This is a genomic window from Microvirga sp. RSM25, from assembly GCF_044784385.1.
GTDB lineage: Bacteria > Pseudomonadota > Alphaproteobacteria > Rhizobiales > Beijerinckiaceae > Microvirga > Microvirga tunisiensis.
This window is the reverse complement of sequence record NZ_CP173039.1, coordinates 2,803,021-2,827,344: the sequence shown is the minus strand read 5'-3', so window position 1 is coordinate 2,827,344 and position 24,324 is coordinate 2,803,021. Positions and strand designations below refer to the sequence as shown.

21 protein-coding genes and 1 pseudogene are annotated in these 24,324 nt (G+C 60.2%); 14 read left to right on the top strand and 8 right to left on the bottom strand.

The genetic code is table 11. The features are described from left to right. The first annotated feature begins 333 nt into the window (after positions 1 to 333). From ACD578_RS13450 to denD, 4 genes are all read left to right on the top strand, one after another. Positions 334 to 876 carry a TRAP transporter small permease gene (locus ACD578_RS13450; protein WP_404285686.1) on the top strand — a complete coding sequence of 181 codons (543 nt, stop codon included), beginning with the start codon at positions 334 to 336 and terminating at the stop codon, positions 874 to 876. After that, the gene (locus tag ACD578_RS13445; protein WP_404285684.1) at positions 873 to 2,156 is read left to right on the top strand and encodes a TRAP transporter large permease subunit; all 1,284 of its coding nucleotides are present in this window, start codon (positions 873 to 875) and stop codon (positions 2,154 to 2,156) included. Before ACD578_RS13450 ends, ACD578_RS13445 begins: the two co-directional genes overlap by 4 nt. A gap of 34 nt (positions 2,157 to 2,190) precedes the next feature. Beyond that, the gene (locus tag ACD578_RS13440) at positions 2,191 to 3,201 is read left to right on the top strand and encodes a TRAP transporter substrate-binding protein (protein WP_404285682.1); all 1,011 of its coding nucleotides are present in this window, start codon (positions 2,191 to 2,193) and stop codon (positions 3,199 to 3,201) included. 125 nt (positions 3,202 to 3,326) lie between these two features. After that, complete coding sequence (gene denD / locus ACD578_RS13435) at positions 3,327 to 4,307, top strand: D-erythronate dehydrogenase (protein WP_404285680.1); 981 nt, start codon at positions 3,327 to 3,329, stop codon at positions 4,305 to 4,307. A 548-nt stretch (positions 4,308 to 4,855) separates the two neighbouring features. Here denD and ACD578_RS13430 read toward each other — a convergent pair. Continuing rightward, on the bottom strand, positions 4,856 to 5,041 hold the full coding sequence (locus ACD578_RS13430) for a hypothetical protein (RefSeq protein ID WP_404285678.1): 186 nt from the start codon (positions 5,039 to 5,041) through the stop codon (positions 4,856 to 4,858). Between the two features lie 290 nt (positions 5,042 to 5,331). Here ACD578_RS13430 and ACD578_RS13425 point away from each other — a divergent pair, with 290 nt between their 5' ends. From ACD578_RS13425 to ACD578_RS13410, 4 genes and pseudogenes are all read left to right on the top strand, one after another. Next, positions 5,332 to 6,666, top strand: a complete 1,335-nt coding sequence (locus ACD578_RS13425) for a protoglobin domain-containing protein (protein WP_404285676.1) — start codon at positions 5,332 to 5,334, stop codon at positions 6,664 to 6,666. Positions 6,667 to 7,359: 693 nt separating this feature from the next. Continuing rightward, positions 7,360 to 8,340, top strand: a complete 981-nt coding sequence (locus ACD578_RS13420; protein WP_404285674.1) for a S1C family serine protease — start codon at positions 7,360 to 7,362, stop codon at positions 8,338 to 8,340. A 106-nt stretch (positions 8,341 to 8,446) separates the two neighbouring features. Beyond that, a pseudogene (locus tag ACD578_RS13415) lies at positions 8,447 to 9,282 on the top strand (aldo/keto reductase). A 32-nt stretch (positions 9,283 to 9,314) separates the two neighbouring features. Continuing rightward, entirely contained in the window at positions 9,315 to 10,148 is an 834-nt protein-coding gene (locus tag ACD578_RS13410) for an inositol monophosphatase family protein (protein WP_404285672.1), read from the top strand. Here ACD578_RS13410 and ACD578_RS13405 read toward each other — a convergent pair. Together ACD578_RS13405 and ACD578_RS13400 are read right to left on the bottom strand one after the other, a co-directional pair. Beyond that, on the bottom strand, positions 10,139 to 10,780 hold the full coding sequence (locus ACD578_RS13405) for a transcriptional regulator (RefSeq protein ID WP_404285670.1): 642 nt from the start codon (positions 10,778 to 10,780) through the stop codon (positions 10,139 to 10,141). The two genes, ACD578_RS13410 and ACD578_RS13405, sit on opposite strands and share 10 nt — an antisense overlap. Then, on the bottom strand, positions 10,777 to 11,892 hold the full coding sequence (locus ACD578_RS13400; RefSeq protein ID WP_404285668.1) for an aminotransferase class I/II-fold pyridoxal phosphate-dependent enzyme: 1,116 nt from the start codon (positions 11,890 to 11,892) through the stop codon (positions 10,777 to 10,779). The genes ACD578_RS13405 and ACD578_RS13400 overlap by 4 nt, the downstream gene beginning before the upstream one ends. Before the next feature lie 189 nt (positions 11,893 to 12,081). Here ACD578_RS13400 and ACD578_RS13395 point away from each other — a divergent pair, with 189 nt between their 5' ends. The 4 genes from ACD578_RS13395 to ACD578_RS13380 are packed head-to-tail and all read left to right on the top strand — an operon-like array spanning position 12,082 to position 16,536. Then, entirely contained in the window at positions 12,082 to 13,194 is a 1,113-nt protein-coding gene (locus ACD578_RS13395; RefSeq protein WP_404285666.1) for an aminotransferase class I/II-fold pyridoxal phosphate-dependent enzyme, read from the top strand. Positions 13,195 to 13,206: 12 nt separating this feature from the next. Continuing rightward, positions 13,207 to 14,604 (top strand): M20/M25/M40 family metallo-hydrolase, encoded by a 1,398-nt coding sequence (locus ACD578_RS13390; RefSeq protein ID WP_404285664.1) that lies wholly within the window; start codon positions 13,207 to 13,209, stop codon positions 14,602 to 14,604. Continuing rightward, positions 14,601 to 15,563 carry a pyridoxal-phosphate dependent enzyme gene (locus ACD578_RS13385; protein ID WP_404285662.1) on the top strand — a complete coding sequence of 321 codons (963 nt, stop codon included), beginning with the start codon at positions 14,601 to 14,603 and terminating at the stop codon, positions 15,561 to 15,563. Before ACD578_RS13390 ends, ACD578_RS13385 begins: the two co-directional genes overlap by 4 nt. Positions 15,564 to 15,576: 13 nt before the next feature. Further along, a complete protein-coding gene (locus ACD578_RS13380) occupies positions 15,577 to 16,536 on the top strand; it encodes an ornithine cyclodeaminase family protein (RefSeq protein WP_404285660.1) in 960 nt (319 codons plus the stop codon). A gap of 15 nt (positions 16,537 to 16,551) precedes the next feature. Here the strand turns inward: ACD578_RS13380 and ACD578_RS13375 are convergent, their stop codons facing one another. The 5 genes from ACD578_RS13375 to ACD578_RS13355 all read right to left on the bottom strand — a co-directional run bounded on the left by ACD578_RS13375 (position 16,552) and on the right by ACD578_RS13355 (position 22,010). After that, on the bottom strand, positions 16,552 to 17,154 hold the full coding sequence (locus ACD578_RS13375; protein WP_404285658.1) for a hypothetical protein: 603 nt from the start codon (positions 17,152 to 17,154) through the stop codon (positions 16,552 to 16,554). Between the two features lie 205 nt (positions 17,155 to 17,359). Beyond that, positions 17,360 to 17,665: a hypothetical protein gene (locus ACD578_RS13370; protein WP_404285656.1), complete on the bottom strand. Its 306-nt coding sequence runs from the start codon at positions 17,663 to 17,665 to the stop codon at positions 17,360 to 17,362. Positions 17,666 to 18,053: 388 nt separating this feature from the next. Beyond that, complete coding sequence (gene serA, locus ACD578_RS13365) at positions 18,054 to 19,301, bottom strand: phosphoglycerate dehydrogenase (RefSeq protein ID WP_404285654.1); 1,248 nt, start codon at positions 19,299 to 19,301, stop codon at positions 18,054 to 18,056. A 380-nt stretch (positions 19,302 to 19,681) separates the two neighbouring features. Next, positions 19,682 to 20,701 (bottom strand): glycosyltransferase family 4 protein, encoded by a 1,020-nt coding sequence (locus ACD578_RS13360; RefSeq protein ID WP_404285652.1) that lies wholly within the window; start codon positions 20,699 to 20,701, stop codon positions 19,682 to 19,684. 28 nt (positions 20,702 to 20,729) lie between these two features. Then, complete coding sequence (locus tag ACD578_RS13355) at positions 20,730 to 22,010, bottom strand: O-antigen ligase family protein (protein WP_404285650.1); 1,281 nt, start codon at positions 22,008 to 22,010, stop codon at positions 20,730 to 20,732. Positions 22,011 to 22,194: 184 nt separating this feature from the next. Here ACD578_RS13355 and ACD578_RS13350 point away from each other — a divergent pair, with 184 nt between their 5' ends. Both ACD578_RS13350 and ACD578_RS13345 read left to right on the top strand, forming a co-directional pair. Further along, positions 22,195 to 23,385 carry a glycosyltransferase family 61 protein gene (locus ACD578_RS13350; protein ID WP_404285648.1) on the top strand — a complete coding sequence of 397 codons (1,191 nt, stop codon included), beginning with the start codon at positions 22,195 to 22,197 and terminating at the stop codon, positions 23,383 to 23,385. Between the two features lie 119 nt (positions 23,386 to 23,504). Then, a complete protein-coding gene (locus tag ACD578_RS13345; RefSeq protein ID WP_404285646.1) occupies positions 23,505 to 24,272 on the top strand; it encodes an endonuclease/exonuclease/phosphatase family protein in 768 nt (255 codons plus the stop codon). Positions 24,273 to 24,324 lie beyond the last annotated feature (52 nt).

Genomic DNA, 24,324 nt, shown 5'->3' with positions numbered 1-24,324 from the left:
TGCACGCGCAGGTATTCATAAGTCTAATTTGTAACAAAGATGCAATCGAGAGGCTGCGCTCGTTCACTCCCGAAAAATCTGATGATAGTCTTCTTAAAACCAGCATTGATCCTGTTCCAGGCGAAAAAACAAGAGAACGAAACCACGGATGGGCGACGCTCGCCGTCATGCATGGCAGTTTGCCTTCGGAACCGTTCTATCCGCTGAATTGACACGTTATGGGACTGAGCCTTAGATCGGGTAACATGTTTGGCCTTCTGAGGACTTGAAGAGTCCTCGGAGGCGAACAGAATCAATGAGCGTCGCGCAGGGCGCCAAAGGCAGGGAGAGAGCGTGAGCAGGATAATTTCCTTCTTCTTCAAAGGCTTGGAAGGCCTGCTGGTTCTTCTGCTGGCGGCCATGGTCGTCATGGTCTTCGGCAATGTCGTCTTGCGCTACCTTTTCGATACCGGGATCGACGTTTCGGAGGAGCTCTCTCGCTTCCTCTTCGTATGGCTGACCTTCATCGGGGCTGTGGTCGTGGGACGCGAGAACGCCCATCTGGGGGTCGAAACTCTGGTCGCCCGGCTGGGTGACAACGGCCGCAAGGTTTGCATGGTCCTGTCCGACCTTTTCATCATCGGCTGCTGCGCCGTCTTCTTCTGGGGAACATGGCAGCAGGCCGAGATCAACGCCACGAATTACGCGCCCATCACCGAGATCTCGATGCTCTGGGTCTACGGGGTCGGTTTCTTCACAAGCATCGGTCTAGGGTTGATGGCACTCCTGCGGATCCTGCGTGTCGTCACCGGCCGCGTGAGCGAACATGAATTAAAGGCCTTTGCCGGCGACTATAGCGGCGATGAAGCCCATGCCCTGAGGGAGCGACTCGAGTGACAATTGTCGTCTTCCTCACCTCGCTTCTCGGAGCCATGGCACTCGGCATGCCGATTGCCTTTGCACTGATCGTCTGTGCTCTCGCGCTCATGCTCTGGCTCGGCAATTTCGACAGCCAGATCGTGGCTCAGAACATGATCATCGGCGCCGACAACTTTCAGCTTCTGGCCGTCCCATTCTTCCTGCTGGCCGGCGAGTTGATGAACGTTGGCGGCCTGTCGAAGCGTATCGTCAATTTCGCTTTGGCCTGTCTCGGGCACATTCATGGCGGCCTCGGTTATGTTGCGATTGTGGCCGCACTCATTCTCGCTGCCTTGTCCGGTTCTGCGGCTGCGGATACGGCTGCTCTCGCGGCTATTCTGATCCCCATGATGCGGAATGCCGGATACGATATTCCACGGGCGGCGGGTCTCATCGCGGCTGGCGGCATCATCGCTCCGGTGATCCCGCCTTCGATCGGCTTCATCGTCTTTGGCGTTGCAGCCAACGTTTCGATCTCCCAGCTCTTCCTGGCGGGCGTTGCGCCTGGAATAATGATGGGTCTATCGCTCGTTGTCGCCTGGGCTATCGTCAGCCGAAGAGACAAGATGAAGACGGCGCCCCGTACCACCATGCGCGAGCGCGGCAAGGCCTTCGTCGATGGATTCTACGCCCTTCTCATGCCCGTGATGATCCTGGGCGGAATCAAATGGGGCATCGTGACCCCGACCGAGGCGGCCGTTCTGGCCGCCGTCTATGCGCTCATCATCGGCATGTTCGTCTATCGCGAGCTGAAGCCGTCCATGTTGTACGGCGTCTTCCTCACCGCCGCGAAGACGACGGCTGTGGTGATGTTCTTGGTCGCCGCGGCGCTCGTTTCCGCCTGGCTCATCACCCAGGCGAACATACCGGGCGAAATCAGCGGTCTCATCGAGCCCTTACTGGGCAACAAGACCCTGCTCATGTTTGCCCTGATGTTCCTGGTCGTTATCGTCGGGACCGCGTTGGATTTCTCCCCGACGGTTCTGATCCTGACGCCAGTCCTCATGCCGATCGTCAAACAGGCGGGCATCGATCCGGTCTATTTCGGCGTGCTGTTCATCATCAACAATGCCATCGGCCTGATCACGCCTCCGGTCGGAATCGTGCTCAATGTTGTGAGCGGGGTCGCCCGTGTGCCCATGGGGGCCGTCATCCGCGGCGTGAACCCGTTCCTGATTGCCCAGCTTATCGTGCTCTTCTTGCTCATCATCTTTCCCGACCTGGTGATGGTTCCCTTTTCCTGGCTACGGGGACGGTGAGCAGGATGAAACCTAAAAAAGAGAGGAAACAACCATGAAAGCCTTCAAATTCGCTCTTGCTGCCGGTGTGGCGGCAACCGTCATGGCGGCCGTTCCGGCCTCCGCCCAGTTCACGGAGCGCAATATCCGCATCTCCAATGGCGTGAACGAGGATCACCCCAATGGTAAGGGTGTCGAGAAATTCCGGGCCTGCCTTACGGAAAAGTCCGGAGGCAAGCTGAAGGTTCAGGGCTTCTGGGGCAATGCCTTGGGTGGAGACCTCCAGGCCACGCAGGCGCTTCGCTCCGGCACCCAGGAAATGGTCGTCACATCGAGTTCGCCACTCATCGGCATTCTGCCGGAACTTGGCGTTTTCGATCTGCCGTTCCTTTTCTCCAACGAGAAGGAAGCCGACACTGTTCTCGACGGCAGCTTCGGCAAGCATATCGACACGAAGCTCGAAACGGTTGGGCTCGTCAACCTTGCCTATTGGGAGAATGGCTTCCGTAATCTCACCAACTCTCGCCGTCCGGTGGAGAAGTGGGAAGACTTCAAGGGCCTGAAGGTTCGTGTCATGCAGAACAACGTGTTCCTCGACACGTTCAAGAACATGGGCGCCAATGCCGTGCCGATGGCTTTCGGCGAGGTCTTCACGGCTCTGGAAACCAAGGCTATCGACGGCCAGGAAAATCCGTTCGTGACCATCGACACCTCAAAGTTCTACGAGGTGCAAAAGTACCTCTCCGTGACCCGCCACGCCTATACCCCCTTCCTCGTTCTCTACTCCAAGAAGCTGTGGGACGGGCTGTCGAAGGATGAACAGGCAGCTCTGCGCGATTGCGCCGTCGTGGCTCGCGACGAGCAGCGCAAGGTTTCCCGCGAGCTTTCGCAGGCCTCGTTGAACAAGATCAAGGGCGAAGGAACTGTGGTCAACGAGCTGAATGCCCAGGAGGCGGATCGCATGCGCGAGCAGGCGAAATCGGTCTGGGAGAAGCATGCAGCAACCATTGGTCCTGAGACGGTGAAGTTGATGCAGACAGAGCTGGAGAAGGTTCGGCAAAAGTAAGCCTGTTACCCTGACCCGAACTGCGCCGTTCGAGGAAGTTAACCTCGAACGGCGTAGCCACCCATTTTCTCCAACCTGGAAGTCCCTCGAGGCCGCCAGGTACGATTTGAAAAGATTCTTGATCGATGCAGATCCTCATTCTCGGGGCGGCCGGGATGGTCGGCCGCAAGCTTACGGAACGCTTGGTGAAGGAAGGCCGATTGGGGGGAGACGCGATCACGCGTCTCGTTCTGCATGACGTGGTCGAGCCCGAGCGCCCTCAGGCATCCTTCGCCATCGATACGCTGACCTCCGATTTCTCCATTCCGGGAGAGGCGGAGAAGCTCGTTGCAAGTCGTCCCGATGTCATCTTCCACCTTGCCGCCATCGTTTCCGGCGAGGCCGAGGCCGATTTCGACAAGGGCTACCGGATCAATCTCGACGGTACCCGGTTTCTGTTCGATGCCGTCCGCACCATCGGGGATGGATACAAGCCACGACTTGTCTTCACGTCCTCCATCGCCGTTTTCGGCGCTCCGTTCCCGGAGGCGATCGGGGATGAATTCTTTCTGACGCCGCTTACGAGCTATGGAACGCAGAAGGCGATGGGTGAGCTGCTTCTGGCTGATTACACGCGACGCGGATTTTTCGATGGCGTAGGGATCCGGCTGCCCACCATCTGCGTACGGCCCGGAAAGCCCAATAAGGCGGCTTCGGGCTTTTTCTCGAGCATCATCCGCGAACCGTTGAACGGTCAGGAGACGGTCTTGCCAGTCTCGATGGATGTTCGTCATGCCCATGCCTCGCCGAGATCTGCCGTCAATTTCCTTATGCATGCGGCGACCATCGATCCATCCAAGATCGGTCCGAGGCGCACCCTGACGATGCCGAGTGTGTCGATAACCGTGGGTGAGCAGATCGATGCGCTTCGGCGCATTGCCGGCGAGCGGGCTGTTGCCCGAATCCGTCATGAACTCGACCCGAACATCATACGTTTCGTCGAGGGGTGGCCACGTCGCTTTGATGCCAGTCGTGCTGAAAGTTTAGGCTTCCGTGCCGAGGCCAGCTTTGACGATATCATATCCATCTATATCGAAGACGAACTTGGCGGCGTCGTTCCAACGTGACCGGTGCTCCGTGCAGTCATAGAGGCAATCGACTGTAGAGAAGGATCTCAGCCCCGGGGCCGTTCCGGAAAGTAACGCTGTTTGAAGGAGGCCCATTTACGAACTGCCCAAAGCGTGAAGCGTCCGACGGGCTTCTGCAATATAGGTACGTCATAGGCAATCAACAGAAGGCCCAGGGGAAGCATCCATAATCCCAAGAACGGGAGGATCGAGAAGATCCCACCAAAGATGAGCAGGATTCCCGCCGGAATCCTGACCCATCGCGAATCCGGATGGCGGAGGCTGCGAAGGATGCGAGCGACCTTGCCCGGCACCTCATGCTCCAGACGTCTGAACGCCTGCCTCAGAACGGCTCTTCCGCTTTCGTGTCTCATGCTCTTTGAAATATCCATCGCCGAGAGGAGTTCCGAGAAAGCCTCGGAAGAGAGACTGCAATTCCCCGAGGCTCAGCCTTTCTCGACCATGGACATTGAACGCGAGCTGAATCCGCACCCCATCGTCCGGTGCACGTCAGGAGAAGAACGGGCTCGGTTTCGCCCGGATGCGCTTTAGGGATTGAGACCTGAGAGTGCGTCGGCAACAGCCTGCGCACCCTGTTCCCGAACCCGCATGATCCTGAGAGCCCGCTCTTTCTGCTCGAGACGGTAAAGATAGGGATCGAACTCGAGCGGAAGGGCGGCATCGCCGAGATAACGCGGCTTCTCCGCTCGTTCATAATAATCGGCTCTCAGCATCTTCCCGAGATGTTCCTGTACCGAGTGGGGGAGCGGCGGCACGTTATGACGCGCCGACAGTGCCATAGAGCCCGGTTGAACAAAATCCGAGCGGTTCGCAATGTTATCAAGCATCGAAAAGCCCCGCAAAACTGCTTAGATTAACGCGCAACCGGCGGCCTGGTTGCAGCCAAGATTGGCACAATCTGACGCAGGTCGCTCGTCCAACGGCTGGGCCGGGGCGGCTCGGCAAGCCTCGGCCAAGACTGACGACCTAGAGGACTCGTCCGTTACCGGTTCGGGGAAGAACTTTGCAAAACGATTCATTGCTTGCTGAACGGCTCAAATTCATGGGCATCGATAGCGGGGTTTGCCAAGACCTTCAGTCGGTATGGAAGGATATATCCCCTGAGCTGCCGAAAACCCTCGAGCGCTTCTACACGCATATGCATCGGCAGCCACAGCTGTCCAAATTGATCGGGACGCAACAATCCCGGCTTGTTTCAGCTCAGATGCTGCACTGGGGCAGGCTTTTCAGTGGCAGCTTCGATGCAGCCTATGTGGAAGGTATCCGCCGCATCGGTCTCATTCATAACAAGATCGGCCTGGAGCCTCGCTGGTACATCGGCGGCTATGCCTTCATCCTCAATGAATTGGTTCATGTTCTCTCGAAGAAACATCGCTTCGGTGGGGCATTGTTCGCCCGTAAGCTGACGGTGGTGAACCAGGCGGTCATGCTGGACATGGACTTTGCGATTTCCGTGTATCAGGAAGCCTTCGTCCAGGATCGCCAGAAGAAAGGTGAAGTCCTGTCGCAGGCTGTCGCTTCTTTCTCCGACGCGGTGCGGGAGAGCCTGCAGATCTCGGGGCAGGCAAGCGGCGCTCTGTCCGAAAGTGCGACGGTCCTCGATGAGGCAACCGGAAGCGCCAGTAACCTTGCCATTCAGGTCACGACGGCGGCCGAGCTGACGGCTTCGAACATGCAATCGGGAGCGGCCGCGACGGAGCAGCTGGCATCGTCCGTTCGTGAGATCGGGCAGCAGGCCAGTCGCTCGGCGGATGTCGCGCGACATGCCCTGGAGAGCTCTCAACGCACGAAGGATTCCGTCAACGGATTGGCCGAGCAGGCCAAACAGATCGGGGATGTGGTCGATCTGATCGAGCGAATTGCGGCTCAAACCAATCTGCTCGCACTGAATGCCACGATTGAGGCGGCCCGTGCTGGAGAGATGGGCAAGGGCTTTGCCGTTGTGGCGCAGGAGGTCAAAACCCTCGCCAACCAAACCGCCAAGGCGACAACCGAGATCGGCTCACGCATCGGCGCGATCCAGGAAGCTACGCAGCGCAGCGTGTCCGATATCGACAATATAGGCCAGATCATGAAGGAGCTGAGTGGTATTGCCACGGCGATTGCGGCTGCCGTCGAGGAACAGGCTGCGGTGACATCGGAAATCGCCGTGAACGTCAACCAGACTACCGATCATACCCACGCGGTTGTCCGGAGCATCGAGGCTCTGACCGGATCGACGGCCTCCGCAGCTGCTGCCGCGCAGCACGTCTCGAGCGCCAAGCATACCCTGGATCAACAGCTTCAGCGCCTGAGACAGGACATCGACCAGTTCCTCGCGACGGCAAGGGCTGCCTGAAGAAGGCGCGGAGAAAGGCTGAGCTCCATCGGCCTTTCCCGGATTCATGCGTCGGTCCGACTGGCACGGCGCACCTAGAGGTATAGAACCGATAGGGTCCGATTTACTTGCCTTGCCGAGCCGTACAAAGTCGACGGAAGTAGTTTTACCGCCGAATCGTGTTTTTTGGGGTACAGACACGACCTCGCAAATCAGACACCTTGCCGACAGTTGATACCGGGATTGCTTTCCGGTGCAGTTGACGGAGCCGTGGGGGCTTCTGTGTGGGGGCACAGGTGGATCAGACGGACCAGGAAATCGAGCATATCGCTCGGGCATTCTTTGTTGCTAGGCACGAAGCCGGGGCTTGGGAAACTGCATCGCGGGTTCTTAAGCACGAGTTCCGCCTCTATGCTCGGCATGCTCTGTGCATGCTTGAAAAGAAGCAAGAGATCATTTGGGCTGATGGGCGTGAAGTGACACCGGCTCGATCCCTCGAGGCGGCCTGACGGAGGCCTTTTGCCCCCGAAAGCGGGCAAGGTTCGTTTCCCGCGGCGCCTCCGGGGATGAGCCATAGGCTCAGACGTCTCATCGGATCCGATACAGGCCTCACGGCTTTTTGCGCGTCAAAAGGGGGAGGCCTGTTGAAGGCGCCGTCTTTCCTGCCATTTTGAATGGGTGCAGACTCTCTCCCGGGAGTCTGAGGAGCATTTCATGCAATCACCCGACGAATGGGAAATCCCTCCTGAGTACCAGCCCGATCCGAGAACCCTCGGCTATGACCTCAACGATGCTCTGGCCGCCATAGTTTCCCTTCGGGCACGGGTTTCCGACGATGCCTTCACCGCTGAGACGCTCGGTACGGAACGGGCAGGACAGGGCGTTGTCATCCGGGACGACGGCCTTGTCGTCACCATCGGCTACCTGATTGCCGAGGCCGAGGAGGTCTGGCTGACCACCAACAAAGGCCGGGTCGTTCAGGCCCATGTGCTCGCTTACGATTATGAGAGCGGTTTCGGATTGGTGCAGGCGCTCGAACCCCTGGGCGTGCCGGTACTGGCCTTGGGCGATTCCCGCCACCTCGAACCTGGCGATCAGGTCGTGATCGGGGGCAGCGGAGGGCAGAGCCATTCTCTTGCCGCACAGGTCGTCGCCTGCCAGGAATTCGCCGGTTATTGGGAGTATCTCATCGATCCAGCCATCTTTACCGCGCCGGCTCATCCCAATTGGGGTGGAACGGCCTTGATCGGGCCCCGTGGGGATCTGGTCGGCATCGGTTCGCTCCAACTCCAGCATCAGGCTTCCGGCGGCACGGTGGTGCCCCTCAACATGAGTGTGCCGGTCGATCTATTGAAGCCGATCCTGGATGATCTCCTGACCCGCGGACGTACCAAGAGCCAGCCGAGACCCTGGCTCGGATTCTATGTTGCGGAGGCAGAGGACGACCAGATCACCATCATCGGATTGGCCGGGGATGCGCCGGCGCAGCGGGCAGGCCTGCGGGCAGGGGATCAGATCCATGCGGTTGCCGGCCAACCGGTGACTTCGTTGGCGGAGTTCTATCGCGCCATCTGGGCTCTGGGCGCCGCAGGCGTCGATATCCCAATGACCCTCGAGCGGGAGGGGGACATGTTCGATGTGACGGTTCGGTCGGCCGACCGAGGCCGCTTCATGAAGGGACCCCGGCTGCAGTGACCATCGAGGGTCCGTGGCAAGTGCGTTGCGCTCGCCGCTGCACTGTTCTCCGTCACCAATCGTGCAGATCCTGAGCGGGCGTCGTCCCTCAGGTGGAGATTGAGACATGAGCCTGAAAGTTACGTTGCCAAGCGGCGAAATCGTACCAGCTCTCGGGCAAGGGACTTGGCAGATGGCCGAGACGGCAAGCCGCCGGAAGCAGGAGATAGAAGCGCTTCGCCTCGGCGTCGAGCTTGGCATGACGCTCGTCGATACTGCCGAAATGTATGGCGAGGGCGCCTCGGAGGAACTCGTCGCCGAAGCTCTTGTCGGAGAGCGCGAACGGCTTTTCCTCGTGAGCAAAGTCTATCCCCACAATGCGAGCCGCCAGGGTGTCGTGCAGGCGTGCGAGCGCAGTCTCAGACGTCTGAAGACGGACCGGCTGGATCTCTATCTGCTGCACTGGCGTGGAAGCGTACCGCTGGAGGAGACGGTTACCGGGTTCGAGGAGCTTCGCCGCTCCGGCAAGATCCGCCATTGGGGCGTCAGCAACTTCGATGTCGATGACATGGAAGAGCTGCTTCGCGTTCCTTCAGGAGAGAATTGCGCAGCCAACCAGGTGCTCTACAACGTGACCCGCCGAGGGCCGGAATTCGATCTGATCCCCTGGATGACCGAGCATCGAATGCCGCTCATGGCCTACAGCCCGATCGAACAGGGCAGGCTTCCACGCGGTGGTGTTCTGCAGAGGATCGGACAGAAGTACGGAGCAAGCCCGTTCCAGATAGCCTTGACGTGGCTTCTTCAAACGCCGGATGTGATCGCGATTCCGAAAGCCTCGAGTCCTGATCACGTGCGGGACAATCATCGAGCGCTTGAGATTCGGCTCAGTCCGGAGGATCTTAAGGCCATCGATGCGGAGTTCCCCCGCCCAGGCGCAAGCGCCCGCTTGAGATGATCTGACGGTTTACTCAGAAGCAGGACACCAGAAGCCCATGACCTTCACCCGAGCCGATGCACTCGCCGTTGCGGACATTCTCAGAACGACGGCTCAAGCCGAGATCCTGCCGCGGTTCCGGAATCTGTCGGCTGATGCCATCCGTACGAAGTCGTCGCAACTCGACCTCGTGACGGATGCGGATGAGGCCGCCGAGCGTGTCATCGAGGCCGAGCTCCTGCGCCGGTTTCCGGGGGCGATCGTCATCGGGGAGGAGGGCGTCAGCCGAAATGCGAGCGTGCTCGACGGACTCGGTGATGCCGAGCTCGCCTTCATTCTCGATCCTGTCGACGGCACCTTGAATTTTGCCTCGGGCCTGCCGCTCTTCGGCGTGATGGCCGCTGTAGTGACAAAGGGCGAGGTCGTCTGCGGGGTGATCCTGGACCCGATCTCGGACGATTGGGCGATGGCCGTTCGCGGAGAGGGGGCCTGGATTCAGCGTCCGGACGGCAGCACTAGCCCGCTTCAGGTTGCTTCGTCGGTGCCCCTGTCGCAGATGGCGGGCAACGTTTCATGGCGCTATCTGCCCGAAGACCTTCGCCCCGTCGTGACGGGAAATCTACCGAAGGTCGCTATGGCGGCCGATCTCCGCTGCGCGGCGCATACCTATCGCCAGATTGCGGCCGGTTACCTTCACTTCTCGTTCTCGTCGAGCGTGATGCCATGGGATCACGCGGCCGGCTGGCTGATCCATCGCGAAGCCGGCGGGTACACGGCGCATTTCGACGGTTCGCCTTACCGTCCCGTCAATAGCGGCGGCGGTCTCATCAGTGCGCCGGACAAGGAGAGCTGGCAGGCCGTGCGTGATGCCCTTCTCCCGCCTCAGGCCTGATCCTTCTTGAGATAGTTGTAGACCGTAGCTCGGCCCAGGCCCAGCACGCGCGAGATGTAGGCCGCCGCATTGCGTCCGCCGAAGGCCCCATCGCCGGCAAGATCGGTAACAAGCTGCTGTTTCTGCGTGCGGCTCATCTCGGCGATGGTGAGACCGCGCTCGCGGGTCCATGACTGGATATATTCGTTGATGCGCTCGTGCCAATCTTCCTTGAACAGCGCGGCCGGCTTCTCGAGAGATTGCGGCACGGCGACGAGGGCGGACAAGGTCTGCATCACGGCATGGAAGTGCGAGACGTCCACGTTGATGCAGAGAATGCCGATAGCCTTCCCCTTCAAGCGCAGGACGGCACTGACCGACTTGATGCGCCGCCCGTCCCAGTTCACCTTCTCATAAGGTCCGATAATGATGTCCGACGGCTTGAAGTCGATCTCGTGCAGGAGAGACGGCTCACCGAGCTCCCGCTTGGAAAAGGGATTGGACAGGTAGACCACAGTCTCGGTCGAAAGATCGTGGAGCACCACTTCCGCATAAGGCTGGAAGAGCAGGGCAATGGCATCGCAGACAGGCGCATAGCTCGCCAGTTCGGGCGCGAGCGTCGCGTTGACGTTGGCTTCGCGGGTCTGGCTCATTGGATCGCTGTACGCACGAAGGCAGCGAGCCGATCCAATCCTGCCTCGAGATGATGGGCGGGCGCCCCGATGCCGATCCTGATGTAACGATCCATGCCATACACGTCGCCCGGCAGAAGCATGATGCCGCGCTCTTCGCGCAAGCGATGCACCAGCTCCGTCGAGTTCATGGACATGGCATAGCGGATGAAGGCCATGCCACCGGCTTTGGGCGGCACGAAGGAGAACAGGTCGCCGTTGGCATCGACCCAGCGCTGGAGCAGCGCGAGGTTCTCGCGCAGGATGCGCTTGCTGCGGGCGAGGATCTCCTGTCGCTTGGCCGGCTGCACGGCGATCTCCGCCACGAATTCGCTCACCGCGCCCGTTGTGATCGAGGTGTAGTCCTTACGCTGCCAGGAGGCATAGATTTCCTGAGCCGGGCCGACGAGCCAGCCGATGCGCAGGCCGGGGAGCGCCATCGCCTTCGACAGGCCGCTCGTGATGATGGCTTTCTCATAGAGGTCGGCGAAGCTCGGAGGCTCGTCCTGATCGAGCTCCGCGCCTTTATAGACCTCGTCCGCATGGAGGTAGATGCCGTGCTGTCGGGCTATCGCGACGAGACCATCCATTGTCTCGCGGGACAGAACGCTGCCGGTCGGGTTGTTGGGATTGCAGATCGTCATCATCTTGGTGCGGTGCGAGATGGCCTTGCGCACGTCGTCGAGATCGGGCGTCCACCCGAGTTCCTCGCGGAGCAGGACCTCCTTTACATCCACGCCAATGGCGCGGGCCCAGCCCCAGATCTGCAGGTAATTCGGAACGAAGACCACGAGTTCGTCGCCGGGCTCCAGAAGCGACATCACGAGCAGAAAGTTCGCCTCGGCCGAGCCGTTGGTGACGATCACGTGGTCTGCATTGCGGTCGGGGTGAAGATTGGCGATCGCCTGCCGCAGCTCGACGCGGCCGTTGGTCCAGCCATAGCCGAGTTCCACGTCGAGCACCTGGCTTTGCTGCTCGGGCGTCAGAAGCTCGCGCAGGGAATAGGGGTGCACGCCGCTGTCGGACAGGTTGTACTCAACCGTGTTCTCATAGAGCGACTGAATACGCTCGAGCGTGAATTCTTCGATCTTCATGGTAATCCCTGCACTGAAGGCAATGCGTACGGTCTTTAACACCACTAAATTGGACTTCATAGTCCAAGTTGGACTTGACGGTTTAATTCTAGACCTGCCATGGTCCGCCTCTGCCGGCTGCCATGACGATGCCGTGGAGCGGCAATTTCACTATGCTTGCCTCAACGCCATCCCGAATTGGAGCATTTGGTGCAGTTCGATACTTTCCTGATGGAGCGAAACCAGACGCTGTTCGAGAACGGCGTCGAAATCAATCTCACGGAGAGCGGGGTGCATCCCTGCACCATCGAGGAGATCCTGCCGGGGGACGAGGCCCAGGCGCTGCTGCGGCAGCCCCTTGGCTATGGTTGGACGGACGGGCGCCCGGATCTCAGGGCCGCCATTGCGAGTTGGTATCCGGGAGCCTCTGCCTCCAACGTTCTGGTGACGAACGGCTCATCGGAGGCGACGATGATCACGCTGATGGCGATGATCGATCCCGGGGACAAGGTGCTCTTCGCCGTTCCCAACTTCATGCAGGTTGACGGGCTCGGACGTGCCTTGGGCATGACCATCCAGCGCCTTCCCTTGCTGGCCGATCAGGGCTGGCAGGTCGATCCAGACGCCCTCAAGAAGGCGATGGACGGCGTGAAGCTGATTTCGGTCACCAATCCCGGCAATCCGACCGGTGCAGTCCTGTCGCGCCGCAGCCGCGAGGCTCTTCTGGACGCGGCGCAGAAATCAGGTGCCTGGCTTCTGGTCGACGAGATCTATCGCGGCGGCGAGATCGACGGGCCGGAGACGGAGACCTTCTATGGGGCGTATCCCCGCGTTATCGTCACCAGCAGCCTGTCCAAGTCCTTTGCGTGCCCGGGACTGCGTCTCGGCTGGATTGTCGGGCCTGAAGGCGTGGTCGAGGAGGCTGCCAAGCGGCAGGATTACACGACGATCGGAAGCGGAATCATAAGCCAGATCCTCGGGGCTGCCGTCATGGAGCCGAAGAACCGCGAACGCATTCTGGCAAGGGGGCGAGCCCTGTTGAGCGAGAATGCCGATATCGTGGAGCGCTGGGTCGCGAAGCGGAACCACTGGTCCTGGCAGCGTCCCGCCGCCGGGGGCATGGCGTTCCTTCGCTATGATTTCGACATGTCGTCGGAGGAGTTGTCGAACCAGCTGAGAGAAGAGGAAAGCGTCTTCATGGTTGCTGGAAGCTGGTTTGGGATCGAAAATCACGTCCGCCTCGGCATCGGTGTGAAGACCGAGCATCTGGTGGAAGGATTGGCCCGCCTGGACGCATTCCTTTCCCGCCACGGCATGGCCTAGAGAGCATGGACCATGCTGCCGCTTGAACACTCGGTGCGGGCAAGGGAGGATCTCCGGCGCCTTGTCAGCATTCCATCGGTGAGTGCGCGCGGGGAATGCCTTTCCGAGTGCGCTCATGCCGTTCGCGACCTGCTCGTTGCGGCTGGATTTCAGACGGAGATCTGCGCTGGGGACATTGGCCCATTCGTCGTGGCTGAGATCGGCCATGGTCCCCTGACCATCATGGTGTACAACCATTACGACGTGCAGCCCGAGGATCCGATTTCCCTGTGGCATAGTCCTCCGTTCGAACTAAGCGAGCGCCATGGACGATGGTATGGACGGGGCGTTGCCGATGACAAAGGGGAATTCATCAGCCGCCTCGAAGGTTGGCGTCTGTTCCGAGAACGACATCCCGGGCCTCTGCCTTTCAGACTTGTCTGGCTCGTCGACGGCGAGGAGGAGATCGGCAGCCCTTCGCTCGAGGCATTCCTGAAGACACGCTTCCAGGATGAGAAGGTCGATGTCTGCTGGTGGGAATATGGCGAGATCGACTCGAACGGTCGCCCCATCGTCCTCTGCGGCTTCAAGGGCGTGATGGCCGTCGAATTGCGCTGCCGCACGGCCAGGGCCGATCTGCATTCGAGTCTGGGTGCGGTCTTCGACAATCCGCTGTGGCGGCTTGCCGCCGCAACGGCCTCCTTGCGTGACAGATCCGGCCGCGTTCTGGTCGATGGTTTCTATGACACGATCCGGAAGCCTGCGCAGGATGAGCGTAATCTCGCGGCCAAGCCTCCGTTCTCGTTCGACAGCCTGGTTGAGGCAACCGGCGGACAGAAGGTTCTGCACGGCATCGATGAGATCAGTTTCTATGCGGCGATGAATTTTGAGCCGTGCATGAACGTCAACGGCTTTTTCGGCGGTTATGCAGGCGAGGGGGCCAAGACCGTGCTTCCGGCCGATGGCTCAGTCAAAATCGATTTCCGCCTCGTGCCGGATCAGGATCCGCAGCACGTCGTGGGCCTCCTTCGCGCTCATCTCGATCGGCACGGCTTCGAAGATGTCGAGCTCATCGTTCATGACGCCAATGTGAAGCCTGTCCGATCGTCGACGGATCACTGGTTCATTCAGGATGCCCAGGAGATTCTGGAGAAGCATTTCGGACGGCAAGTCATCGTGCAGCCGAGTTCGCCCGCCTCCGGCACGGCGCATCCCTTCGTCGAGCAACTCGGTGCGGACATCGTCGGCATCGGTCTCACCCATCACGGCGCCATGCTCCATTCGCCGAATGAGAACGTCATCATCGAGCAGTTCGAGACGATGATCGAATGCTCCGCGGCGCTCTTTCGGCGTCTTGCGGAGCGAGCGGCCGGAATGAGGCCGCAGGCTGAGTTGGATTCAGCCGATCCGATACAGGGAGTGACACCATGAACAGCATCGTTCTTGAAGCTGCTGCACGGTCGGTTCAGGCGCGTCGGCGCATCCGCCAGCATATCTTCGAGACGCCTTTGTTGCCGTCCCGCCAGATCGGCCGCGAGACGGGGGCCTCCGTTTCCTTCAAGGCCGAAAACTTTCAACTCACCGGCTCCTTCAAGATCCGGGGTGCTGCAAGCAAGATGACATCGCTCGGGCTCGACCGAGGCGTCATCACGGCATCGTCCGGCAACCATGGCATCGCATCGGCGCAGGCTGCGGCGTCAATCGGTCAGGCTTTGACGGTCGTGTTGCCTGAGAACGTTTCTCAGGCAAAACTCGAGCGGATCCGCTCCTTCAACGTGAATGTGATCCTGCACGGTGCCGAGAGCGGAGCGGCGGAGCTTTACGCGCAGCAGCAGGCGAGCTCCCGCGGCCTCGTCTATGTCTCACCCTATAACGATCCCGAGATCGTTGCCGGGCAGGGGACCATCGGGCTGGAACTGCTCGAACAGGCCGAGAGCATCGACAATGTCTTCGTTGCCATGGGCGGAGGCGGTCTGATCGGCGGCATCGGATCCGTACTCAAGAGCTTCAGCCCGCGAACGCGGATCTACGGTGTGGCCGCTCGGAATTCGGCCGCTCTCGCCGCCTCCCTGACGGCGGGGCGCGTCGTCGCAACCGAGCATTTCGACACCCTCGCCGACGGTGTTGCCGGAGGCATGGACGAGGACAGCATCACGCTGCCGCTTGCACTCTCCGTCATCGATGAGGTCGTCACATGCACCGAGGCAGAGATTGTTGAAGCCCTCAAGGAACTGGCTTTCAAGGAGAACCAGATCGTCGAGGGCGCGGCGGCTCTTGCCCTGGCAGGGTTTCTCAAGGTTGCCGAGCGTTGCAAAGGACAGAAGAACATCGTGGTTCTTTGCGGAGCCAATTTCGATCGCAGCAGAATCTTTTCTGTCCTGAACGGTTAGGCTTGCAGGCATCATGGTGACTTCGTCTCCAATCACCTTTCTCGATCTTCCGCAGATCGAGGAACGCGTCAAAGATCTCGATCTCGTTGGCCTGATGGAGGGTGCATTCGCGGCCTTCTCCCGTGGCGAGGCGGTCGTGCCGATGCCCGGTGAGCTGCTCCTCGTAGATCCGCCTGGCGAAGTTCATATCAAATACGGGTACCTGATCAGAGGAGATACGTATGTGATCAAGATTGCCTCCGGGTTCTGGAACAATCCGGCAAGAGGTCTCAGCAGCAGCGACGGTCTTCTTCTCGTCTTCAGGAAGGAAAGTGGCGAGCTCGCGGCGGTGCTCAACGACCGGGGGCGATTGACGGATCTGCGCACGGCTGCGGCAGGCGCCGTTGCCGCAAAGCACCTTGCGCCCGAGAGAGCGGATGCGATCGGCGTTCTCGGCTGCGGCATCCAGGCTGACTTGCAGGTGCAACTGCTGCAATCGGTCCGTCCGTGCCGCTACATCGTGGTCTGGGGGCGCAGTCCGGAGCGTGTGTCGGCCTATGCGAGACGGATGCGGGACAAGGGCTTTTCCGTCGAGATCGCGTCATCGCCGTCGGAGGTTGCGTCTCGCTGCCGGCTGATCGTCACTGCAACCGCCAGCCCGTCGCCGCTTCTGCAATGGAGCGATCTTCACCCAGGCACCCATGTTACTGCCATCGGCGCCGACAGTGCCGACAAGCAGGAACTCGATGAGACGATCATCCGCAAGGCCGATATCGTCGTGACGGACAGCAGGGCCCAAGCCCGGTCGCGCGGCGAGTTGGGGCACGCCTATGGTTCCGATGGCATTGCCATGAATCGAGTGATCGAGATCGGCGAAATCGTCATGAGAACGGCGCAGGGGCGTGTGAATCCAAACCAGATTACCGTTTCGACATTCTCAGGATTGGCCGTTCAGGATATCGCGATCGCATCGGCCGTTCTGAAGCAGCCGTGATGCGGATACCGTCGATCAGGCGGCCCGCCCAATGCGGTCGACCAAAGCATCGATGTCCATGATCTTCTTGAGGCGGTGCTTGCATTGCTTGTCGAGATACCAGGCTCTGCAGATACTGAGACCGAGAAAGGGCAGGGCCCAGAGGATGCTGAGTGCACCCAGGAGAACCAAACCCAGAAACGCGATGGAGAGGATCCAGGCTTCCATCCGCCCAAACCCTTCCGCCAGCTCGTTCTTCACAAGCAGTTGCTGCCGCTCGATCAGCAGATGAGCCTTGGCGTGGTCCAACTTGGACTTCTGCGCCAGTGAGGGCAGAGCGCTGCGCAGGTTCTCAAGAGAGCCCGTGATATCGGTCAGGCGCGATGCGCGTTCCGGCGTTTCCTGCTCTCGTGCAATCGGAGTGAATGCCGCGGCGATGCGGCGGTAAAACGCCACGAGCGCAGGCGGCTGGTTGTCCTGTTCGGTCTGAAGCTCACTGAGGGAAAAGCTGTCTGTGATGCAGTTGCGAGCCTGGACGACAATCGCGTCATCCTTGTTTCGCCCGTTCCGTTGAAAGGAATTGGCAACGTGCTTGGCGATCGCAATTTCGACCGCGGCCTCAGCCCTGTCCGTCGACATCAACAGCCTCCTTCGCCTCTGGTGCTTCGGTCACGAGTGGGCCGTGTGGATGAACTGAATTGCTCAGGCCGAAACGTCCGGCAGCTCCAATGTGGCGGTTTCCTCAAGGTGGAGGAGCGTGGTTAATGGACGGTTACTCCTGGCGCCAACTTCCGCCAGACCAGCGAGATTGTCTGCCAAGTCACAGAGAATTTTCAATCATTGCTCAGCGCGGATCGTCCGGGAGCATGCCTGCGAGATCCTGGAGAAACTTGATCGACGCCGGCGGACGGCCCTCCTGTTCCGCAATCTTGATGATGTTGTTCAGGATATTGGCGATCTCGCTCAGCTTGGCGACGCGGCCCGCCGACAGAACGTGGAAAAAAGTCGAGAAGGCGACGGCGATGGCCTGATCGTGTTCTTCAAGCCGGCGGGATTGCTCCTTGAGTGCCTTGATGTCTCTTTCCTGGGCCGAAACGATCTCCACCAGAGTCAGCATCTGTTCGGCCAGCGTATCCACGGAAGCGTTCATGTCGGTCGGGCGTCCCAAGTCTTCGATGTTTGAGGGAGGAAGGGGATGAAAGTCGTCGGCGACGTGGTGCCGGAGCGACACGCTGACGGCGTGCAGTGCGGATAATACGCGATCCGGTTCCTCCGGATGAGCGTCGGCCCTCGTGGAAGTCGGTTGACCAAGCACGGCCTCGGACTCATCCGCGGTGATCCTGGGCAGTCCTGTCGCGCGGGTGAGTTTCGACACCGTCTGCCGCAAGATACGACGCAACTTCACCTGAACATCAACAATCACGTTTCCACGTCTGCTCCCACCAACCTGTACTCTGTCCCTTCGGAGAGGAAGGCACCTGACGGTACCATGACTTTAGCGCAAATGCTTCAGGAAGCTCTTGGGTGAACGAGACAGGTTATCCTCTTGCATAGAGCAGTCGTGCCCGAATGGTCCCTTCCAGGGCGCGGATCTCACGGAGGGTTTCCCGACTCTGTTCGGGCAGCCCTTCCGCCTCAATCACGACATAGCCGATCTCGCCATCCGTCTGCAGATGCTGACCCGTGATGTTGAGCCCGCGTTGCGAGAAGGCATTGTTGAGGCGACCAAGAATGCCGGGCACGTTCCGATGCACATGGATGTAGCGTGTGCCGGTGGCGCGGGATGAGAGCTGAACCTGCGGAAAATTGACAGCTCCGATCGTCGTGCCGACATCGGAATACTCGACAAGCTTCTTCGCAACCTCGGCGCCGATGCGCTCCTGCGCTTCTTCCGTCGATCCACCGATGTGAGGTGTCAGAATAACGTTGGCAAGCCCCTGCAGCGGCGTGACGAACGGCTCCTTGTTCGACGCGGGCTCGACGGGGAACACGTCCACGGCGGCACCGCGCAGATGGCCGCTTCTCAGAGCTTCAGCGAGCGCGTCGAGATCGACGACCGTGCCTCGGCTGTTGTTGATGAGATAGGCGCCCTTCTTCATCGCCGCGATCTCTGCTTTGCCGATCATGCCATGGGTGGCTGGCGTCTCAGGGACATGCAGGCTGACCACATCGCTCTGGCTCAGCAGAGCGTGCAGGCTGTCGGCGGGCTCCGTGTTGCCGTGCCGAAGCTTGTCGGTCTGATCGAAGAAGATGACCCGCATGCCCATGGCCTCGGCCAGGTATGAGAGCTGGGAGCCGATATTGCCGTAGCCGACGATGCCGAGGGTCTTGCCGCGAACCTCATGACTGTCGACGGCAGATTTGTCCCATTGCCCGGCATGAGCACCCATGGATTTGGGAAAAGTGCGCCGCAGTAGCATGACGATTTCGCCGATCACGAGTTCGGCCACGCTTCGGGTGTTGGAAAAGGGAGCGTTGAAGATGGGGATGCCCGCATGCCGGCCTGCTTCCAAGTCGACCTGGTTGGTGCCGACGCTGAAGCAGCCGACGGCGATCAGTCTGTTCGCGGCCTCCAAGACCTTGCTCGTCAGCTGCGTCCGGGAGCGGATGCCCAGCAGATGGACGCCTTGCAACGCTTCGATCAGCCGATCCTCGTCGAGGGCCGTCTTGAGATAGGTCAGGTTTGTATAGCCGGCGCCCCTGATCAGTTCGACAGCGCTGTCGTTCACCCCCTCGAGCAAGAGAACGCGGATCTTGTCTTTCTGAAGAGAGAACATCTCAGACATGTCAGCTCCAATTCGCCATGCGCGGGCATGCCATAGAGCATCGGACCCAAAAGTGGAAACCACTTTTGGGATCCATCCGATGCTTGAACCCTTGAGATGAGCATCGTCCCGTGCGGAAAACCGGGACCGCTTTTCGCTGACGCGGATCTCGTTCCGCACGATGCCCTGGCGTGCCGGAGCGATCGCGGAAGTCCCTTTCAATGCATTCAGCCTATGCCTCGGAGGGGAGGAAGCTCTCAATCGGAGAAGACCTCATACCCCCTATGCACCGTGCCCCTCCCGAGCGGGTCTGGGGTATGATGAGCCAATCCGGTTGCAGCGGCAGCCGGTCAAGGAGGCGGGAGCCGTTGCCGGATGTACGCACGGCTCCCGTTCCATTTTCAACGCGGCGCCATTCCGTCCAGCATCAGAGCCTCCCACAGCTTGGCCGTCCTCTGCCATGTGAGCAGTTTGGCCGTGCTGATCGCGCCTTTATGGAGCAGATTCCAGAGTTCCTCATCATCGGCAACCCGGCAGGCGTGGAGGCCAAGCTCACGATAAGTCTTGCAGACGATGCCGTTGACGCCCTGCTGAACCCTTTCGGAGAGGGAGCCGATGCCCAGCGTGATCACCGGCAGGCCCATGGCCTGGGCCTCGGCAGCTGCGATGCAGAAGGTCTCGTCGAGGGCCCCGGGATAGATCATCGCCGTGGCCGTGGCATAGAAATCAGCAAGCTCACTCTTGAGCTTGGAGCCATGAAAGACGATCCGGTTCTGGGCAGCCTGGGCATCCGTCAGGCCGAGGTCCTGGGCGAGGCTGCCGAAAATATGGAAGCTCGCATCGGCAACCTTGGGGGCGACGTGGCGTGTCCAAGTATCCAGAGTCTCCTTGAGGCCGCGTTGGCGCTGAGAGGCCCAGACGAAATGCTTTCTGCGGGGGAGTTCGAGATTCCTGTTCAGGAAGAGGCCTGAGATCCCGTGTGGAATGACGTTTCGAGACCGGAAGGGATAAAGAGACGTCATATCCTTTTCGGCGAACGTTCCGACGAATACCGCTTCGGGCCGATGCTTGACGAAGGCCGGCAACTGATGTTTGCGGATGGATTTCTCGAAGGCCAGCGGATTATGCAGCCATAGCAGCTTCCTCGCTCCCGGCTTCGCATGATCGAACATGCGTGCGTCGTTGGAACTGATCAGAACGTCGCAGCTCTGCTGCCCGATTGTGGCGAGAGGAACGGTCGTGACGCCGCTTCTTTCGAACGTGTCCGGGGTCCGCGTTGCCAGAATGACCCGATGCCCTCGATCCGCAAGGGCACGAGAGAGTTCGACATTGGCTGTTTCCAGTCCGCCGAGACGGGAATCCGTGAGGGCTTCTATGGTGAACTCAGCCTTGGTGGGGCAGGCGACGACGATCTTCAGCACAAAGGGATTGCCTTATTGACTTCGGACTTCAGACCGATGGATTCGGGGAATTTCCTGGGCTTGCCGCCACAGGGGGATCGTCGTGCGGGGCGAGAACCAGGAGCGCGCCGAGCCAGACCGGCAGCCACAGGTAAAGGTAGAGGGTGTTCACGAAGGCAAACGGATTCGAAAGGTCCGTGGCCACAAAGCTCATCGAGAAGAAGATTCCGAGGAGAGCGAAGGTGCGGCTCGGACTCGGCGGCGCAGCAGCGGCCTGTTTCACTGTAAAAGCAATGATACCGAGGAACAGAAGTGCCATTGGCAGGCCGAAATAGAAGGTCAGTCCAAGAAGGCCGTTGTGAGGATGAGACACGGCTCCTCCTGGAAAGCGGAAGCTCGGCCCGATGCCGAACCAGAGCCGCTCCTGAATCATCTCAGACACAAGGCCCCAGACATCCTGCCGGTTAGAGGGTCTGCACATGCTGATATGGGTGGTACAGGCCCAAGCCTTGAGCCAGGGCTCTGCCAGGACGAACACCACGGGAATGGCAAAGCAGAGTGCAGCCAGCACGAGCCCTGCTGTGACTCGCGTCGCAGGGGTCCGGAACAACTCGAGGATGCTGGTTGCGACCAGCGCCAGGCCTATGGCGAGTATCGGACCTCTGCTTTGAGTGAGCGCCACCGTGATGGCGATCAGGAGCAAGCCTGCCACGATCAGGCGCTTCTGCCGGAGAGTGACCTTAGGATAGATCGCTAAGCCCGCGAAGAAGCAGGCGGTCAATCCGCCGGCGCCCAAGATCTGATGGTTGGCCCGTCCGATCGGCACCAGTCTCTCTCTCAAAAGCTCGTTGATCGAGAAGCGTCCGTCCTGTCCGAGGATGATGGCGTAGCGTGCCAGCGAGATCGCCGCAGCAATACTGCCCAGAACGAGGAGGGCCCCGAAAAGGCGGCTGCGGAATTCCGGGTCGCGCTGCAGCGCTGCAAGAAGCAGGGGAAGAAGCATGGCGATTCCGAAGGCGCTGCCCAGGACCGTTGCGGCTTGCTTATCAGTCGGGGTTCGGACGGCGATGCCGAGACATTGCCATACCAGGACGCCTCCCATGAGGACCATGAGAGGCATAAGCCTTTTGGGATCGAGCAAGGCGCCACGGACATTCGCATCGAATGCCAGCGTGAGGATGCCTAGGACGACCAGCAGTCCAATGGTCGCGGACGAGACGATGCCGCCAATCGAGACGAGAAGAATGGTGGCCGTGGTGACGTAAATCAGGAGAGCATGAGCTCTTCGGTCGGCAAGCGACCGATAAAAGCGCTCAAAACGTGCTTTCATAGCACAGCCGCGGCATCAGGCCGACAAGATCGACCCCATTTTTGTAATATAGTTTCATAATCCAACAGTTCTATGCCGCTACGCGAACGAAGGCAACAGAATCCAGAAACCGTTTGCGATGGCTTCATGCTCGCACTATGAGCGCTCACAGGAGCCTCCATACGGACGATAGAGTGGAGAAGCAATGGCACGGCATAAATCGAAGCTTACCCGAGCGCTGAATTTGAAGCCGCATGCCTATACGCTTTTCCGCCACCTCACGGCTCCTCTGCCCATCTCGCGGCATTGGCTGGGCTTCTATCCGGATATCGCGCCGCTCCCCAACCGGATCGACCGAATCAGCGAGTCCGTCGATTATCGCATCAGGCTCGCCGATCCGGCCTACAAGCCCGCCCTGGACGTTCTCGCCGTCCACAACTGGGATATCGTCAGGCCCCATATCCAGCATCGGGATCCCTTCCTGGTAAGGCGGTTCGTCGGGATCGTCCGGGACGTGATCGTGCCGGGGCATACGCTGACGCCTGTCGATCCCCAGACATGGCGTCAGATCGGTTTCGAGCTTTCAGGGCGCTCAAACTGGAATTTCGCCCATCCGGGCGCCGGCATCTTTTCCAGCCGCCGCATCGCCGAGCCGGCCATCGTCGTTCCACCTTTCTGGAACTACTGGCACCTGTTCCTGGAGCATCTGCTGCCGCTCATCCAAGCCGCTCGGCTGAGGGCCTGGGGAGATGAGACCCTAATGATCATCACCAAATCGAAGAGGCCGCCCCTGATCGATGCCGTCATCGACGGCTTGCGGGAGGAGGGCGCCAATCTCTCGGTTGTGGAGGTCGGGCCCCGCGAGAACCTGCAGATCGATCGGCTGCTCGTTGCGGTGAACCAATGCCCGAACCTGGAGCGGATCTACGGCTTGGCCGAAGCAATCCCGACCGCCCGACGGGTTTTCGCCGCCGCCTATCGGGAGCGCCGCCTCCAAGCTACAGGCATCGGGCCTCGCCTCTATATCAGCCGGCGCGGGACCAAACTGCGCCAGATCGTCAATGAGGACGAGGTGATCGCGGGGTTGAAGCGGCTGGGTTTCGCGGTTCTCGAATCGAAATGGGACAATCATCCGGAACAGCTTGCCGCCTTCTCAGGGGCGGAGGTGGTCGTCGGCGTTCATGGGGCCGGCATGACCAACATAATCTTCTCGTCCCCTGGTACTAAGGTGCTGGAAATGTTCCCGAACAACCACCGCAAGACCTCCATGCTCCACCTCTCGGCGGAGCATGATCTGAGCCATCAGCCGTTCTTCGGGTCGGACGAGGGACACAACCAGGCCTTTTCCGTCGACGTGCCGCGTCTGCTCGATCAGGTGGAAAGCCTGCTGGGCTGAATTGTCAGGCTTGGCGGGATCCAAGCCCCTCCGGTGTGTGTTTGGCTTCAAACCGTATTGGATGTGCCCTCCAGAGGCTGAGACGCCGTCGTGGCGAGGCATGACGAGAAGGGGGCCTAGTGCCGCGAATCCTGACCTACAACGTGCACCGCTGCCTTGGTACGGACGGTCGGCTCTCCCCCTCAAGGATCGCGGATGTAATCGCCGCTTATGAGCCGGATGTGGTCGCGCTTCAGGAACTCGACGTGGGACGTCTCCGGACGGGCGGGATCGATCAGGCCCACGCGATCGCACAGGCGCTCGGGATGCATGTGCATTTCCATGCCAGCCTGCGGGTTCTCGAGGAGGAATACGGCAACGCCATCCTGACCCACAGGCCGTCGCAGCTGATCAAGGCGGAGGCGCTTCCGGGATGGGCCCGCAGGCCGAGCCTGGAGCCGAGAGGGGCCCTCTGGGCGTCGGTCCAGATCGGCGGTACCGAGGTTCAGGTGATCAATACCCATCTGGGTTTGCGCCGACACGAGCGGCTGGCCCAGATCGACACCCTGCTGGGTCCGCACTGGCTCGGCCATCCGGCCTGCCGGGAGCCGGTGATCCTTGTAGGAGATTTCAACGCCACGCCGCGGTCTCGGGCCTATCAGCGCTTGGCCTCGCATCTTTGCGATGCGCAGACCAGGCTTCCGAGACCCAAGGCAACCTTTCCTTCCCGCCTGCCATTCCTGCGTATAGACCATGTTTTTGCCAGCCGTTCGATCCGCGTCCTGCGGGTCGAAACCGTGCGGACTCCTCTCGCCCGTATCGCCTCGGATCACCTGCCGTTGCTCGTCGAGTTCCAGATCGCCCATGGCAAGGGGCATAGGCCCAGCCTTGCCCATGCACAGGAATAGGAGGCGCGCGAGTCAGGAGTCGCGGATCGCTGGGCCCTCCACCGCGTTAGCT

Bases quoted from the DNA above. Each gene is read 5' to 3' on its own strand.
- ACD578_RS13390 (WP_404285664.1), top strand. From the start codon at position 13,207: ATGCTGCCGCTTGAACACTCGGTGCGGGCAAGGGAGGATCTCCGGCGC.
- ACD578_RS13420 (WP_404285674.1), top strand. From the start codon at position 7,360: ATGCAATCACCCGACGAATGGGAAATCCCTCCTGAGTACCAGCCCGAT.
- ACD578_RS13400 (WP_404285668.1), bottom strand. From the start codon at position 11,892: ATGAAGATCGAAGAATTCACGCTCGAGCGTATTCAGTCGCTCTATGAG.
- denD (WP_404285680.1), top strand. From the start codon at position 3,327: ATGCAGATCCTCATTCTCGGGGCGGCCGGGATGGTCGGCCGCAAGCTT.
- ACD578_RS13410 (WP_404285672.1), top strand. From the start codon at position 9,315: ATGACCTTCACCCGAGCCGATGCACTCGCCGTTGCGGACATTCTCAGA.
- ACD578_RS13370 (WP_404285656.1), bottom strand. From the start codon at position 17,665: ATGAACGCTTCCGTGGATACGCTGGCCGAACAGATGCTGACTCTGGTG.
- ACD578_RS13430 (WP_404285678.1), bottom strand. From the start codon at position 5,041: ATGCTGAGAGCCGATTATTATGAACGAGCGGAGAAGCCGCGTTATCTC.
- ACD578_RS13385 (WP_404285662.1), top strand. From the start codon at position 14,601: ATGAACAGCATCGTTCTTGAAGCTGCTGCACGGTCGGTTCAGGCGCGT.
- ACD578_RS13350 (WP_404285648.1), top strand. From the start codon at position 22,195: ATGGCACGGCATAAATCGAAGCTTACCCGAGCGCTGAATTTGAAGCCG.
- ACD578_RS13375 (WP_404285658.1), bottom strand. From the start codon at position 17,154: ATGTCGACGGACAGGGCTGAGGCCGCGGTCGAAATTGCGATCGCCAAG.
- ACD578_RS13440 (WP_404285682.1), top strand. From the start codon at position 2,191: ATGAAAGCCTTCAAATTCGCTCTTGCTGCCGGTGTGGCGGCAACCGTC.
- ACD578_RS13380 (WP_404285660.1), top strand. From the start codon at position 15,577: ATGGTGACTTCGTCTCCAATCACCTTTCTCGATCTTCCGCAGATCGAG.
- ACD578_RS13405 (WP_404285670.1), bottom strand. From the start codon at position 10,780: ATGAGCCAGACCCGCGAAGCCAACGTCAACGCGACGCTCGCGCCCGAA.
- serA (WP_404285654.1), bottom strand. From the start codon at position 19,301: ATGTCTGAGATGTTCTCTCTTCAGAAAGACAAGATCCGCGTTCTCTTG.
- ACD578_RS13355 (WP_404285650.1), bottom strand. From the start codon at position 22,010: ATGAAAGCACGTTTTGAGCGCTTTTATCGGTCGCTTGCCGACCGAAGA.